The 13,472-nt window shown below is 68.1% G+C and carries 14 protein-coding genes; 6 read left to right on the top strand and 8 right to left on the bottom strand.

Translation table 11 applies throughout. The features are described from left to right. Positions 1–98 precede the first annotated feature (98 nt). A complete protein-coding gene (locus tag OG729_RS15010; protein ID WP_405806501.1) occupies positions 99–455 on the top strand; it encodes a DUF1330 domain-containing protein in 357 nt (118 codons plus the stop codon). Positions 456–464: 9 nt separating this feature from the next. On the opposite strand, the gene OG729_RS15005 is transcribed toward OG729_RS15010, so the two are convergent. Both OG729_RS15005 and OG729_RS15000 read right to left on the bottom strand, forming a co-directional pair. Continuing rightward, positions 465–836 carry a VOC family protein gene (locus tag OG729_RS15005; RefSeq protein ID WP_405806500.1) on the bottom strand — a complete coding sequence of 124 codons (372 nt, stop codon included), beginning with the start codon at positions 834–836 and terminating at the stop codon, positions 465–467. Positions 837–883: 47 nt separating this feature from the next. Continuing rightward, on the bottom strand, positions 884–1,510 hold the full coding sequence (locus OG729_RS15000) for a TetR/AcrR family transcriptional regulator (protein ID WP_405806499.1): 627 nt from the start codon (positions 1,508–1,510) through the stop codon (positions 884–886). Positions 1,511–1,590: 80 nt separating this feature from the next. Between OG729_RS15000 and OG729_RS14995 the strand changes: the two genes are divergently transcribed. After that, a complete protein-coding gene (locus OG729_RS14995) occupies positions 1,591–2,091 on the top strand; it encodes a DUF1453 domain-containing protein (RefSeq protein ID WP_360878293.1) in 501 nt (166 codons plus the stop codon). A 46-nt stretch (positions 2,092–2,137) separates the two neighbouring features. Here OG729_RS14995 and OG729_RS14990 read toward each other — a convergent pair whose 3' ends face one another. The 4 genes from OG729_RS14990 to OG729_RS14975 form a co-directional block, all read right to left on the bottom strand. Further along, positions 2,138–3,739, bottom strand: coding sequence for a hypothetical protein (locus OG729_RS14990; protein ID WP_405811140.1), 1,602 nt, complete (start codon positions 3,737–3,739; stop codon positions 2,138–2,140). A 51-nt stretch (positions 3,740–3,790) separates the two neighbouring features. Then, the gene (locus tag OG729_RS14985) at positions 3,791–4,153 is read right to left on the bottom strand and encodes a hypothetical protein (protein ID WP_405806498.1); all 363 of its coding nucleotides are present in this window, start codon (positions 4,151–4,153) and stop codon (positions 3,791–3,793) included. A gap of 83 nt (positions 4,154–4,236) precedes the next feature. Continuing rightward, positions 4,237–5,250 carry an alcohol dehydrogenase catalytic domain-containing protein gene (locus OG729_RS14980; protein ID WP_405811139.1) on the bottom strand — a complete coding sequence of 338 codons (1,014 nt, stop codon included), beginning with the start codon at positions 5,248–5,250 and terminating at the stop codon, positions 4,237–4,239. 33 nt (positions 5,251–5,283) lie between these two features. Further along, positions 5,284–6,198 carry an alpha/beta fold hydrolase gene (locus OG729_RS14975; RefSeq protein WP_405806497.1) on the bottom strand — a complete coding sequence of 305 codons (915 nt, stop codon included), beginning with the start codon at positions 6,196–6,198 and terminating at the stop codon, positions 5,284–5,286. Positions 6,199–6,296: 98 nt separating this feature from the next. Between OG729_RS14975 and OG729_RS14970 the strand changes: the two genes are divergently transcribed. Next, positions 6,297–6,707, top strand: a complete 411-nt coding sequence (locus OG729_RS14970) for a winged helix-turn-helix transcriptional regulator (RefSeq protein WP_405806496.1) — start codon at positions 6,297–6,299, stop codon at positions 6,705–6,707. Positions 6,708–6,735: 28 nt separating this feature from the next. Here OG729_RS14970 and OG729_RS14965 read toward each other — a convergent pair whose 3' ends face one another. After that, on the bottom strand, positions 6,736–7,245 hold the full coding sequence (locus OG729_RS14965; RefSeq protein ID WP_405806494.1) for an SRPBCC family protein: 510 nt from the start codon (positions 7,243–7,245) through the stop codon (positions 6,736–6,738). 175 nt (positions 7,246–7,420) lie between these two features. Between OG729_RS14965 and OG729_RS14960 the strand changes: the two genes are divergently transcribed. Together OG729_RS14960 and OG729_RS14955 are read left to right on the top strand one after the other, a co-directional pair. Then, positions 7,421–7,870 carry a hypothetical protein gene (locus OG729_RS14960; protein WP_405806492.1) on the top strand — a complete coding sequence of 150 codons (450 nt, stop codon included), beginning with the start codon at positions 7,421–7,423 and terminating at the stop codon, positions 7,868–7,870. Between the two features lie 813 nt (positions 7,871–8,683). Next, positions 8,684–9,454, top strand: coding sequence for a serine hydrolase (locus OG729_RS14955; protein ID WP_405806491.1), 771 nt, complete (start codon positions 8,684–8,686; stop codon positions 9,452–9,454). 1,118 nt (positions 9,455–10,572) lie between these two features. Here OG729_RS14955 and OG729_RS14950 read toward each other — a convergent pair. Further along, positions 10,573–11,232: a hypothetical protein gene (locus OG729_RS14950; RefSeq protein WP_405806489.1), complete on the bottom strand. Its 660-nt coding sequence runs from the start codon at positions 11,230–11,232 to the stop codon at positions 10,573–10,575. A gap of 989 nt (positions 11,233–12,221) precedes the next feature. Here OG729_RS14950 and OG729_RS14945 point away from each other — a divergent pair. Continuing rightward, positions 12,222–12,455, top strand: coding sequence for a hypothetical protein (locus OG729_RS14945; protein WP_405806488.1), 234 nt, complete (start codon positions 12,222–12,224; stop codon positions 12,453–12,455). Positions 12,456–13,472 lie beyond the last annotated feature (1,017 nt).

The following is a 13,472-nucleotide window of genomic DNA, read 5'->3' as shown; positions in this document are numbered from 1 at the left end:
ACCGCGGACCGCCGGTCGATTACCCGAGCGGTAATCGACCGGGTGCGTGCACCCCGGCAGGATCGAGGACATCCCACCGGCAGCACGAGGAGGACCTCATGAGCGCGTACGCCATCGGCAACCTGCGGCCCCCGGCCCGCCTCGACGCCGAGATCTTCGACTACATGGAGCGCATCCAGGCCACCCTCGACCCCTTTGGCGGCGCGTTCCTCGTCCACGGTGCCCCCGAGCGCGAAGTGCGCGAGGGCGAGTGGCCCCAGGCGCTCGGCATCATCGCCTTCCCGTCGATGGACGCCGCCCGCGGGTGGTACGACTCCCCGGCGTACCAGGAGCTCATCACCCTGCGCACCCGGCACATGGCGGGCGATGTCCTGCTGATCGACGGGGTACCGGACGGCTACCGGGCGTCGGCGACCGCGGACCGCCTCAGGCAGGCGCAGGCCGGGGCGGCATGACCGCCGTGATCACGATTCCGGCGTATGGCAGACCGCCTCCACGTTGTTGCCGTCCGGATCCCTGACGAACGCGCCGTAGTAGTCCGGGTGGTACTCGGGCCACAGCCGTGGCTCGTGCAGCACTTCCGCCCCTGTCTCGACGGCCGCCGCGAGGAAGGCCCTTACGCCCCCGCGGTCGGCCGCCGAGAAGGCTATGTGCGCCTCGCGCGCCCGCCCCTCCGTCGTCACCGGTCCGATCCAGAACGTCGGCCTCGTCGTGCCGTAGCCGATCACCTGGCCGAAGTCGAGCAGCCGCTTGCCGCCGAGCGGTGCGAGCACGCGGTCGTAGAAGGCGGCACTGGCCGCCGGGTCCGCCGCTTGTACCGAGATGTGATCAATCATGGGCCGATCGTGACACAGGCCACTGACAATCGGCGGTCTGGCACTGATCAACTGCGCTGGGCGGGAACCGTGAGGGACTGAAGGTGCCGACGGAGGATGTCGCGCGCGGCATTGGGGGCGATACCGCCCGGGTACGGCATTCCCCCGAAGGCCAGACCGTCCAGAAGCGCGGCCAGCCGCAGCGTCTCCAGCTCGATGTCGAGGTCGGCGGGAATGCCGCCGGACTTCTGGGCCTCGTACAGCACCCGAGCGATCAGCTCGCGCATCTCGTCATACATCCTGCGGGCGCACGGCCGGAATTCGGGGCGGGTGCATGCGGCGGTGACGAACGCCGTCCAGAGCACGGCTTCTTCGCGGCGAGTCTCGTCGAGGGGGAGGAATTCGGCGAGCAGTTCCTCGGTGCGGGCCCGGCGGTCGATACCGGCGTCCGGGTCGAGTAGCTGCTCGGCATGGCTGCGGATGCGGTTGTCGATGCGCCGCCGCAGCTCCTCCATCGTAAAAATCATCAGCTCGGTCTGGCCGGCGAAGTAGTGCCGCACAGACCCGATGGCCAACCCCGCCTCCTGGGCGACGTTGCGCAGTGAAGCGCTCTCCAGCCCGTCCCGGCCCACGATGCGCAGCACTGCCTGCGCAACGTCCTGACGTCTGGTTTCGGCTACGACAACCTTTGGCATATGGTTTTTATAGCACGGTCGCGCTAAATTAACCGCGCTCGCTGGAGATGCGAGCGGGCCGGAACAGAGGGGGAGCAGTAGTGAATGTCTGGCTACTCGTCACGATCATCGCCGTCGTGGCAGTCGCGGTGGTGGTCAAGCGGCTGAGGGGCGAGCCGCTCAACGCCCGCGACTTGTTCGCACCGCCGCTGGTACTCACTGGACTCGGGATCTGGGCACTCACTGAAGTCGAGGGACTGTCCGGGACCGACCTCGGCTGGGTGATCGCTGGAGCGGTAGTAGGTGTGGGGCTCGGAGCGGTGCGCGGAGCAACCATCCAGGTCTACCCCAAGGACGGGATTCTCTTTCAGCGCTACACGGGCAGGACGTTCCTCGTCATCGTCGGGTCCCTGGTGGTGATGGCGGGCTTCGGCTTCCTCGCCGTGCGGATGGGCATGCACGAGCAAGCGCGGCCGATCAACCTGTCCATCGGCGTCGGCTTCCTGGGCGAGGCGCTGGTTGTCGGCGCGCGTGGCCTGGCGAGCGGAGTCCCCTTCGCCCCCGAGAAGCCGAGCCTGCTGGACAAATACTCCGGGCGCTGAGGCGTCCGCCTGAGCTCCAGCCCCAGCCTCCCGCTTCAGTCGGCTGTCAGCAGTCGGAGCCCGCCGAGCGCGGCAGCCGGTAGGGCGAGTCCAGTCGGTACTCGCCAGCCCTGCGCACCGTCAGCCGCGTCCACTCGCCCTCCTGTCGCAGACAAGCCCCCTGCGCCCGCAGCCACGGCGAGTACGCCACCCGCACCGTCACGGACCCGGCCGCCGGCATCCGTACCACCAGCTCCGCGTCGTCGCCGCGCACCACCGTGCCCGGCGCCGACACGAGCGGAACCGCGTCCCGCACCCGGTAGACCGTCCAGCCCTCGTCCTGCCACACGGGCTCCAGCCAGTCGGGGGCGCTCCTGACGATCGCCGCCTCGCCCTCGGCGGGCCCGTCCGGGCGCCCGTGGTGCAGCACGACAAATCCGACCGCCCAGCGGTCCAGCCACTGCCGGTACGTCGTCAGGGTCAGCGACCCGTCGTAGAAGAGCCGCCCCCGCTCCACGTCGAGCTGGCGGTTCCAGCCGCGGGCCATGGCGATGTGCGGCGCGAGGACGGTCGCCTCGCGGTGGTTGCGGGCGGGGACGACCTCGACCCGTGTGCGGTCGGCGCCGAGCCGCTCGAGCTCCCGTACGACACCATCCGTGTGCGCGGCCCATGCGGGGACGTCGTCGGAGACGACCAGATCGTCCTCGGTCTTGTCGATCAGCCAGTACGTGTTCACGGCGAGCGCGATTGCGAGCACCGCGGGCAGGAGCCTGCCGAGCGCGCCGAGCCTGCCGGCCACGCGGAGCCTGCCGCGCCCGCCCGCGAGCACTGCGGCGAGCAGCACCGGTGGCCCCACGAGACCGACCAGACGCTCCACGTTCGTGCCGATCGGCGAGGCGATGAGATACGTCAGGACGACCCCGACGCCGTACACCCCGGCTCCGTACCGCACCACCCGCCACTCGCGCGGCGCAGCGACGGCCACAGCGGCGGACGCGAGCAGCGGCATCCACAGCTTGCCCGGCGCCATGGGCTGTTCGCCCTCGAAGGGGAAGAGCAGCGTCACCGCCCCGACCACCACGAACGGCGGCAGTACGAGTGCCGCGCCCCTGCGCCACTGCCGGTCCAGCAGATACGCCGCCCCCGCCACCACCAGGAACAACCCGGCGACGGGACTGGCCGTCGTCGCGAGCGTTGCGAACGCCGCCGCGAGCGCGGTCCGGCGTACATACAGCAGGGCGAGCAGCCCGATCGCGACGCCGAGCGCGAAGGTCGTACGCCCGGAGGCGACGTTGCACCAGAGCGCGACCGCCCCGAGCACGGCGGGCCACACCGGCCGCCGCACCCCGCTGCGTACGAACAGACGGGCCAGCACCCAGGTCCCGGCGAGCCCGGCGGCCACCGAGACGGCGCGTACGCCGAAGACGGCCATCAGCGGCGGAGTCAGCAGGCTGTAGTTGGCGGTGTGGGTGCCGCCGTACCAGGAGAGGTTGTACGCGGAGGCCGGGTGCCGCTCCATGAAGCCCGCCCAGGCGAGCTGCGCCGCCAGATCGCCGCCGCCGGTCGCGAGCCAGAGGGCCCACAGGACGTACAGCGGCACGACGACGGCCGTCGCGACGAGCGGGACGCGCCACCTCGATGGTGCGTCCCGCTCGACTGCGTCTGTCAGTGCGGTGTGAGACCGCTCGCTGATCCCCACGGCACAAACCCTAGTCCGGCCTCATCCCGCACAGCTGATCACGCCGCCGGGGTCGGGCTGGTACAGCCAGTACACGATGAATCCGTGCACCAGCAGCAGCGCGGCCGCGGCCACCGCGCTCAGACCCACGACCCAGGTCACTGCCCCGGCGCGCCGCACGAGCCGGTCGGAGAGGAACAGTGCGACGAGGGCGCACGCCAGTCCGCCGTATGCCGTGACGTACATCTGCCGGCTGACCGGCAGGTCGTGGCACGCGGCCCACTGCGCGGACATGTGCGCGTCGTCGGCGCCGAAGTAGCCGACGGTGGCGAGCAGACCGACGACGACCAACAGTGGTGCGGTGATGGCGATTTCGGGTGCGGAAGTGGGTTGGTTCTCGACCATGCGGCGATCATTCCTGAGACGCCCTGGGGGCGCCCCTCGAGCTCCGTGTCAGCAGTGCTTCGTGGAACCGCCGTCGTTCAGATTCAGGCTGTACGCCCAGCCGTTGACCGACCACTCCCCTCCACCGCGCCGAGGCGGACGACGAGTTTGCCGAAGTGATGGCCCTGCTCGAGATCCTCGTGGGCCGTCCTGATCTCGTCCAGTGCGTACACATGGGTGGGGCCGAGCGGCGTGTCTCCGCCGGCGATGCGGTCGAGGTGGCGCTGGAGTACGCCGACGGGCAGGTCGGCGGCGTCGCCCGAGTAGCCGGTGAGCCGTACGCCCGTCGGGATGTAGCCGATCGGGTAGAAGTTCGGCACGATCCACTGGTTGGACAGCATCCCGGTGAAACAGACGGTGCCGTGGACGCGAGTGGCGGCCAGGGTGTCGGGCAGCGTGGGCGTGCCGACGAGCTCGAGGGCCCCGTGGACGCCCCCGGGGACGATCTCGCGCACCTGGGCGGCGATGCTGCCGTCGTCGACAAGCGGGTGGTCGATGCCGTGGTCGGCGAGGGCGCCGGTGCGGCTCGCGCTGCGGGTGGTGGCCAGGACGGTCGCCCCGATTTCCCTGGCCAGGGTCGCGGCGGCCAGGCCGAGCGCGGAGGTTCCGCCCCGGATCAGCAGCGACTGGCCCGGTCGCAGGTCCAGGCCCGTGGTCAGCGACCCGTACGCGGTCTGCAGCGTCTCCGGGACTGCGCCGAGGGTCTCCCAGGGCAGTCCGGAGCGGAAGGGAATCACCTGGGAGCGCGGCACCACGGTGTACTCGGCGTAGCCGCCGTCGAAGGTACGGCCCATGCCGCCCATCATGGCCACGACCTGCTGTCCGGGACGCAGTTCGCCGTCCGGGTCGGCGTCGATGGTTCCGGTGGCCTCGATGCCGAGGACACGGGGGAAGGTCACCCCTTCGGCCAGGCCGAGGCGGGTGTGCAGCTCGGAGCGGTTGAGGCCGAACGCCTCGATCTTGATCCGCACCCAGCCCCGGGGCGGCTCGGGGATCGGGAGCCGGCGAATGTGCAGCTGGTCCACAGGCCCCGGCTTGTCGAGCACAACTGCCCGCATCGTCCTGTCCACGGCGTTCTCAGTCTCCTTCGGTCATGCACCCCGGTCCGCCATGAGGAACGGCTCCAACAGACCGAGCAGGGCCTCGGGGCGGTCCAGCGGGATGATGTGGCCACAGTCCTCGACGATATGACCGACGAGATCGTCGGTGACGGGCCGCAGCTGCTTTTCGAGTGCGGCCCCGACGGGGTGGGCGCCGATCGCCATGGTGGGAACCGTGAGCCGGGCCGATTCGACCGCATCACGGATCTGCCGGGCGCTGGTGTGCAGGGCGCGGTAGTACGAGAAGGCGCAGCGCAGAGCCTCGGTACCCGTATAGGCGCTGACGAAGGCGTCGAGAATATCGGGGCGCACGCCCCGGCCGCGGGTCCCGGAGTCGAGGAACCAGCTGACGTACTCCGCTTCGTGACCGCTCAGAACGGACTCCGCGAGGCCCGGCACGGCGTGGAAGCCGAACCACCAAGGCGCTCCGTCGGCAAGGAACACCTCGGCCCCGGGCAGCCTGCCCAGCAGCGACTCCATGACGACCAGCCGCCGGACGAGGCCGGGCCGCCGCATGGCGAGCAGAAAGGCCGGCGGGGAGCCCGCATCGATGCCCACCACCGCTGCGGAGGTCTCGCCGAGTGCGTCCAGGAGGCCTTCGGCGTCGGTGGCGAGGCTGCCGGCGTCGTAGCCGTCCGTCGCCCGGGTGCTGGCGCCGAACCCCCGCATGTCCGGTGCGATGACCCGGTGCCGCCCGGCCAGCCGGCCGATGACTTCGCCCCAGACCTGCCAGGTGTGGGGGAATCCGTGCAGCAGCAGCACGGCGGGTCCGTCACCGGCGATCGCCACGTTGAGCTCAACGCCGTTGGTCGCGATACGGCGCAGCTCGACCGCGGCGGGGCGACGTTCTGCGGGGCGACCTTCTGCGGGGCGACCTTCTGAGGACAGGGATGCGGGGCCGGACATGGCGCCTCCTAGGCAGTTACCAATGGTGACAAGGAAACGCTAGGAAACTACGGTGGAGGCGCCAAGACCGTACTTTCCCCACAGGTGGTGAGCTCGAGGTGACTTCCCAGGCCGGGCCTGCCTCCGGCAGCACGCGCGGTGATCTGTTCGACCCGCAGTGCCCGACCCGTCAGCTGCTGGACCGGATCGGTACGAAGTGGACGTCGATGGCCGTCAAAGTGCTGGCCCAGGCTGCCCCTGACGAGGTGCGCTTTGCCGAGCTCCAGCGCAGGATGCCCGGCGTCTCGCAGAAGATGCTCTCAGTGACGCTGCGGAGCCTGACCCGTGACGGGCTGATCACCCGCCGGGTGGAGCCGACCGTTCCGCCGCGCGTGCATTACCAACTCACCGAGCTCGGACTGTCGTTGGAGGTGGCGCTCGCCACGGTCCGGGCATGGGCAGAGGAGCACATGGCGGAAATCGACCGGGCCAACGAACTCAGTGAGGAACACGCCGCGGCCGACGGCTGAGCGGGGCGTCCATGGGACGGCGAAGGCCTCAGGCCATGCCGGTGCCATGCGGATGTTCGTGTTCGGTGGCTTCCTTGATGTTGCCCAGCGAGGTGAGGATGGCCGCCCGCTGCTTCTTCGGCAGGTTCAGGACCTTGTACATGGCCTTCATCGACATCGCACCCTTGGCCGGCTCCTCCACCCGCATGTGGTGCGAGAGCCTGGTACCGCCGTTCTCGGGCTCCAGGTGGTAGTCCCAGTAGGCGCGGCCGCCCGTGCCCCGCTTCTCCTCCTTCATGGGCAGGAAGGACACCCAGGCGAAGTCATGGCCGAGTTCCACCTTCGTGACCTCGGACGGGGCATCGAATTTCGTGGGCCCGAACTTCTCGTGCGCCATCCAGCGGACCCCGATCTCCAGCGGACCGTCGAACTCGATCCCTTTGGTGATGCTCTTCGGCCCGGCGAATTCCGGATGCCGCCGTACGTCCGTGACGACCGACCACACCTCGTCGGGAGTGGCGTCCACATGCACGCTCTCGGTGATCTCGGACAGTGTCATCGCGCACCTCCACGTGGTTCTCCCTCGAGCATGCGCCGTCGGCCACCGCGCTGCCACACTCGGCCGACCGGGGGGCCCGGTCGGCTACCGCCGAGCCGGGCGCTACGCTTCCCGCCGACTGAATACACGGGTTTTGGGGGATGGGGCGGGGATGGGACGAATAGGTCCGAGACGGGTGCTGGTCACTGTGGTGGCCCTGGGTGCCGGTGTCTTCTTGCTCGGCGGCGGCTTGATGCGGTTGGAGACACGACTGACGGGTGTGCCCGGACATTTCCGGGCCGAGCGTTGCGAGATCTCGGAGTCCCGGCACGGCGACGACGGTTTGCTGTGCACCGGATCCTTCGAGGCTGAGGACGGTTCCTTCCGGATCGCGCAGGTGGACGTCGAGACCGTCTTCGACGAAAAGCCGACCGAGCCGGTTGCTGCCACAGTCGACGGTCCCTCGGCGACAGTGGCAGTCGAACACCGAACCGGAGCCTGGCTGCTCCCGGCCGCCACCGGTCTGTTCTGCCTCATTGTCGGGGTGCGGAACGTGGTGGTGGCTGTGCGGCACACGCGGCGCTCCGGGGCGTCCGCGGCGAGTGGCACCGCGGAGGCGGAGCCATCTGCGAAGTCACCGGCCTGAGTACCTGGGGTCCTCCACGGGCGCCGCGTCACTTCTCGGCCCACTCGAGTACCGCTGCGGCGAGGCCCTCGGGCTGGAAGTCCGTGAGGGGAAACAGGACTCGATGGACTGTGACCTTCGTGATCGCCACCCGCTGGTGGCTCCCGGGTGTGGCTCGCTTCGGCCGTCAGGCCGATTGCGATACCCCAGGAGGCACGCCGCAGTCGGTACGTCGTCGTCCGCACCTTGCTGGAAAGCCCTCCGCCGGAGCGGCACCGCGGGCGCAGACCGTCCTGGTGCCGCGTAACTGACCCACCGCGGAGCCTGACTGGCGGTGCCCCGACGAACCAGTCAGCCGCGTAGCGAGCGAGTGAGAAGCCTTCTCCCGCACGCCAAACCGGGCCCGGGCCCAACCGGAGGACCTGGTTTCACCTCATCGGCTGCCATAGAGGCCGACCGATAGGCCTATCGGCTTACCCGACAGGTCGGGCCCATTCCGTCCTTGTAACGTCAGTCCATAGGCGCCGAGCTACACCGAATTACCAGACAGTTACTTACCGAACCTTGCTGTGGATCAAATCGGGCCGGATCTGCTGCCGTGTCCACACTGGTGGGCCAGAAATGCAGAAGGGGAATGAATTGGCACTCGGCAAGATGGCTTCAAAGGTGGCTTTAGGGGTAGTTGTCGTTGGGGTCTCCACTTCGGCCGTCGCTCCTGCTTCTACGGCAACCCATGAGACACGGAACATAAAGTTCACATCCAAGCGGCTCAGTGGCGGCCCAATTGAGTGCGCGTCCGAAAATCCCGGACTGGCAAATTCTCTCACTCGAGACATGGTGAAGTCGCTCGAAAATCGCGCCAGTCAAGCCTCGGTGGTGCTGTATGACCGAACCACCCATACCTCCTGCACGTACGGCGCGGACAAACACTACGATTCTGCGAGCATGGTCAAGCCGATAATTTTGGGGGCTCTGCTCCTGGACAGAGGTGTTGATCTGTCCGAGGATGAGCAGTACCTGGCCAGTCAGATGATCGTGAACTCGGACAACGAGGCTACGTACGCCTTGTGGGACAGCCTGGGCCCCAAAACCATCCAGAATTTCCTGGACAAGGCCGGAATGAAGAACACCAAGCTCGACGAAGCCGGCTACATGGGCCTGACTCAGGTCACCGCAAGGGACCAGGCCAAACTGCTTGAGCTGCTCACCGCCAAGGACAACACGGTCCTGAACGCCGAAGAGCGCACCTACATCCTGGGCCTTATGCGTGACGTGCAGGAGGACCAGCGGTGGGGAACGCCCGCCGGGGCTCCGTCGGACGCTGCCGTACAGGTCAAGAACGGGTGGCTGCAGCGTTCCCAGGCGCGGCTCAAGGACCCCTGGGACCGGGGAGATTGGAAGGTCAACAGCATGAGCGCGTTCACCGGCCATGCCTACGACTATGGCCTCGTGGTCCTCACCGAGAACAACAGGGTCCCTGAAGGCGAATCGCCGGAGGTGGGGTGGGACTACGGCATGGCTACGGTCGAGGGCGTGGCAAAGGCCATCCACCATGACCTGTACCCGGACCAAACTCCCCGGGCTACCGGCCATCAGATCCAGTGACGGGGCTGGGTGGGAGGTGGAAACAGCCGGGTGGACCCCAAGTCCGTTGAACGCTGGGTCGATCCGGGCCGCACCCGCGGCGCGCCACGGCCATGCCGGCGGCAGAGACCACACAATGACGTGCTCAGCGTTGTGGCGCCGGGCTCTGCGGCTGTGGATGCGGTACCGCTCCATTTGAGGTCTGCGGCTGCGGCAACGGGGCTGCCCACTTCAGGACACTGTCCAGCTCGGGCAGCTGCGCGCCGGAGAACTTCAGAATGAGGGCCGCTTGGAGATGGGCTCTGAGCGGGCCATCAACCTCTTCCAACAGACGAACCGCTTGGCCCGCGTCGCGCTCCGCCTTCATGTCCTGCTGGAGCTTCTCCCCCTGCTTCTCCAGATGCTTCAGTGCTGCGTCAGCCCGGCGACACTGTCGGTCAACCACTCGGCTCAGGGTGGGGGCGTGAAGCCGGCGGACCGGTCCAGGTGAAACGGGGGGCCCTGGGCCGTGGGGGTCCACCCTGGCGGAGAGCGAGTTCGACGGCGTGAGCAACGTCGCATGGCAGCACGGACTTGGCCTGGCGCCCGAACCAGTTGCTGGCGTGCGGCTGGTTGGTGGTGACCACGAGCGTGGTCCCGGGGGCGTCTGCATGCTCGACAGCGAAGGTGCACGGTGCCCGCACTTGCTGCCGACTGACGCCGTCGCACGCGCCGCGCGGCGGCCCAGGCCATGCGATCGAGCGCCACGGTGGATCAGTCGTAGCACGGGTCGCCGACAGTGCGTGCAGCCCGTGCCTGTCGAAGTCGACATGCCCCAGGTAAGCCCCAACTCGCCCCACCACCCTCCTAAAGCGGGTGTCGCAGGTTCGAATCCTGCCGGGGGCACCAGCGAAAAGACCCCGGACCGATCTTGGTCCGGGGACTTTGACATCTGCATCTGGGGGAGCACCAGCGGCCGTGCATCGGCAGATTTACAGACCGCGCGGGGCGTCCCCTATGAGCATGACATCTCCGCCACCCAGGGCCGCCGGCCCCGCAGGGCCCCACCAATACCCGAACAGATGGTGCAGGTCGGTCTTGTGCGTTGCTCTTGGCGTACGGGTACAGCCAGTGCGGAGACCAACAGGGCTCCGCACTGACTACGGCGTGAAGACCTGCTCCAGGCGGTGGATGGCGCCGTCCTCGCCGGTCTCATACCTGAACACCAGGCCGGAGTCGGGGTGCGCATTGATCCAGTCGATCAGTTCCTGCACGCCGATCCGCTGGTTCTCACTGCTGTCGGTGATGGGGTTGGTGGCGGTGACATACGCGGCCTGGTCGAGAGCCCAGCGGCTGTGCTCGCCTGTGACGACGAAGGGCGCGCCGTCAGTGTCCTTCCCCGGGCATCCCCAGGCACCGTGCTCAATGACCAGGTTCACCTTCCCGGTGCTGCCGTCGAGTTCCTCAACTCGGTAGACGGCGATCTCGTCGGGGTCGACCCGGTCCGGGCTCGGCGGCTCGCTGGCACAGTCAGGGGCGGGCGCGCTGGTCGCGGCTGATCCGGTGTGCTTGGCGTCTGGCTTGCCAGTGGGCGTGCCGCTACCGCCCGAAACGGGCGACGAGGGGGCCGTGGCTCCCGCGCTCGGCATCGCGTCGGGCTCCCCGGCAGTCGTGCTTGGCGACGGAGTGGCCTTGGCTCCCGCGCTCGGCGCCGCGTCCGCCCCGGCGGCAGACCCGTCCTCCCTGCACCCGGTGAGCACTGCGGTCAGCGCGACGGCGGCGAGCGCGAGGACAACGGGTCTGAGGCGATTGGCATTCATCTGGACGTCCCCCTGTTCACAGGCGGCCCAATCGGCCGCACCCCGAAGCGGGACCGTAGCAACGGCCTCGTCGCACCGCAGCACTGGGACTCCTGGTGTCACAGAGCCGGGACAAGGCCGTCACGGGGCACGGACGGTGTGACGTGATGACTCGAGACACGACGAAGTGGAGACCCGCCATCAGCCCGCGGCCTAATTGGGGACGCGAAGAAGACGAAAAATACCCCTCCGGATATGTCGATTACTCCGATCTGCTGACAATCAGCGCGTTCTTGTCGAGTGGGGAGGATCGATCGACTGCGCACCGGTCAAGCTCAGCCCTGGGTTCCGTCAAATCGACTGAAACAGGGAGTAAGTCCATGAGTTCAGACAACAGGACAAGGTCCCCGCTGGGGCCCGTGCCACGTCGAGGCAAGTGGAAGGCACGCGGCACGATCGTCTCCCTCGCGCTGGTCCTTGCGGCCGGGGTTGTCAGTCCGGTCGCGGTCGCGGCTCAGAGCATGGGCGAAGGCGTGAACGCGTCGAGCGGTCCGGGCGGCGGAGACGATGGGTGCGAGGGCGGGTCGATCCTCGGCGACAGGGGCCACTGCAGGGGGGCGACGGGTCCGACCGGTCCCGCTGGTCCGACAGGCGCGACGGGTCCGACCGGCGCGACGGGACCGACGGGTCCCGCTGGTCCGACAGGCGCCACGGGACCGACAGGCACCACGGGTCCGACCGGGGCGACGGGTCCGACGGGTCCGACCGGGGCGACCGGGGCAACCGGGGCAACCGGGCCCACGGAGAATGTCGGCGCGAGTATCTTCGCCACAGCGAACCAGGCCATCCCGAGCAGCGCCGCGACTCAGATCACTTTCAATGCCGCCGCCTACGACACGGACGCGATGTTCGATGACACGTCCGACAGTCTGGTGGTCACCACCCCCGGGCGCTACCTCCTCAAGGCAAGGCTTCTCTGGTCCATCACTCCGGCTCCGGGGAGCCGTCAAATGGGCATCTACGTCAACGGCGTTCTCCAGGCCTACGACGAGCAGGACACCGCAGACACCGGGAGCGCTCCTGGAATTTCGCAGGAGGTGTCCACGATTCTTGAGCTGAATGCCGGTGACGTGATCTCCCTCACGGTCTTCCAGAACAGCGGAAGCCCCGCCACCTCTCTCTCCGCATCTAATGGAGGGGCCGTCGTAGCTCCGCAGCTCCAGGCGGAGTGGCAAGCGCCGTAGAAGAGCCCTGGCCCGATGGATTCTGTGACGGCCTGCCGATCCACCCGGCAGGCCGTCACATTGAGCTTCTCAGCTCGCGTGCCCGCGCCGTTGGGGTTGCGCTTCTCCCGCCCCGGCGGAACGTCTGCATGCCGAACCGCATTGGTGACCAGCTCGGACAGCACCACCAGTGCCGTGCCCTCGACCGCGTTGAGGCACCAATTGGCCAGCGCCTTCTGTAACTCGGCACGCGCTCCTTTCACGTTTGCCGGATGGAGAGTCCAACGCCGCACCAGTGGCGGCTCTTTCGCCTGCGTGTCGCCCACCTCGGGTTCCGGTGATCGGTAAACCGGCTGTTCAACCATGCTGGCGACACACAAAGCCCCCGACTTTCACAGTTCAGTGAAAGTCGGGGGCCAGGTGTGAGAGTCCTACAGCCCCACCCAGGCGGCGAGGTGATCGAGGTGTCGGGTGTGCGTCGAGCCAGTGCTTCGCCGAATTCGCCCATTTCGACATGGGCCGACACGGCGTGAACCCTCACGTTGGTCGGACCGAACGACAGCCACAGCACATCCGATGCTTCGCCCACCCGGGAGGCGTATGCGTGTGCCTCTGCCAGCTTTCCGGAGCGCGGGCGGTACCGGTGCAACCGCCGGATTGGACGACCGGCGATCTGGCATCCACAGCTGACATCAACGATGGTGGATTGCAACAGCATTGAGGGGCTGTCAGCGGCGTCGTTCGCGAGTGCCGGCGGATCCGGTGAGAGTTGTGGGCTCCCATCCCGACCACCTTCGCCCCAGGCAGAGCCGAGCAGTCGAGGTCCAGAACGACGGGAGGACGGATGACGCACGGTGAATCTGGAGGATGTCCCCTAAGCTCTTAGCCCTCGCGCTTGCTCCCGATCTCTGCTGCCTTCACGTGTTTCTTCCTGGCGAAATTCGTGCTCCAAGTGCGGTGACAGGCGGCCACATCCATGATCGAAACCTCGCTATTCGCCTCGGCGTGTCCCTCCCAGAGGCCAACTCCGGCACTGCT

The organism is Streptomyces sp. NBC_00210 (assembly GCF_045160975.1).
Lineage (GTDB): Bacteria > Actinomycetota > Actinomycetes > Streptomycetales > Streptomycetaceae > Streptomyces.
Note: the sequence above shows the minus strand (reverse complement) of the source record. Positions and strands in the feature narration are given on the sequence as shown.

What these genes read in the sequence shown, in the direction of transcription:
- OG729_RS15010 (WP_405806501.1), top strand. Translation starts at nt 99, where the DNA reads ATGAGCGCGTACGCCATCGGCAACCTGCGGCCCCCGGCCCGCCTCGAC.
- OG729_RS15000 (WP_405806499.1), bottom strand. Translation starts at nt 1,510, where the DNA reads ATGCCAAAGGTTGTCGTAGCCGAAACCAGACGTCAGGACGTTGCGCAG.
- OG729_RS14945 (WP_405806488.1), top strand. Translation starts at nt 12,222, where the DNA reads ATGGGCATCTACGTCAACGGCGTTCTCCAGGCCTACGACGAGCAGGAC.
- OG729_RS14955 (WP_405806491.1), top strand. Translation starts at nt 8,684, where the DNA reads ATGGTGAAGTCGCTCGAAAATCGCGCCAGTCAAGCCTCGGTGGTGCTG.
- OG729_RS15005 (WP_405806500.1), bottom strand. Translation starts at nt 836, where the DNA reads ATGATTGATCACATCTCGGTACAAGCGGCGGACCCGGCGGCCAGTGCC.
- OG729_RS14980 (WP_405811139.1), bottom strand. Translation starts at nt 5,250, where the DNA reads ATGCGGGCAGTTGTGCTCGACAAGCCGGGGCCTGTGGACCAGCTGCAC.
- OG729_RS14985 (WP_405806498.1), bottom strand. Translation starts at nt 4,153, where the DNA reads ATGGTCGAGAACCAACCCACTTCCGCACCCGAAATCGCCATCACCGCA.
- OG729_RS14975 (WP_405806497.1), bottom strand. Translation starts at nt 6,198, where the DNA reads ATGTCCGGCCCCGCATCCCTGTCCTCAGAAGGTCGCCCCGCAGAAGGT.
- OG729_RS14965 (WP_405806494.1), bottom strand. Translation starts at nt 7,245, where the DNA reads ATGACACTGTCCGAGATCACCGAGAGCGTGCATGTGGACGCCACTCCC.
- OG729_RS14950 (WP_405806489.1), bottom strand. Translation starts at nt 11,232, where the DNA reads ATGAATGCCAATCGCCTCAGACCCGTTGTCCTCGCGCTCGCCGCCGTC.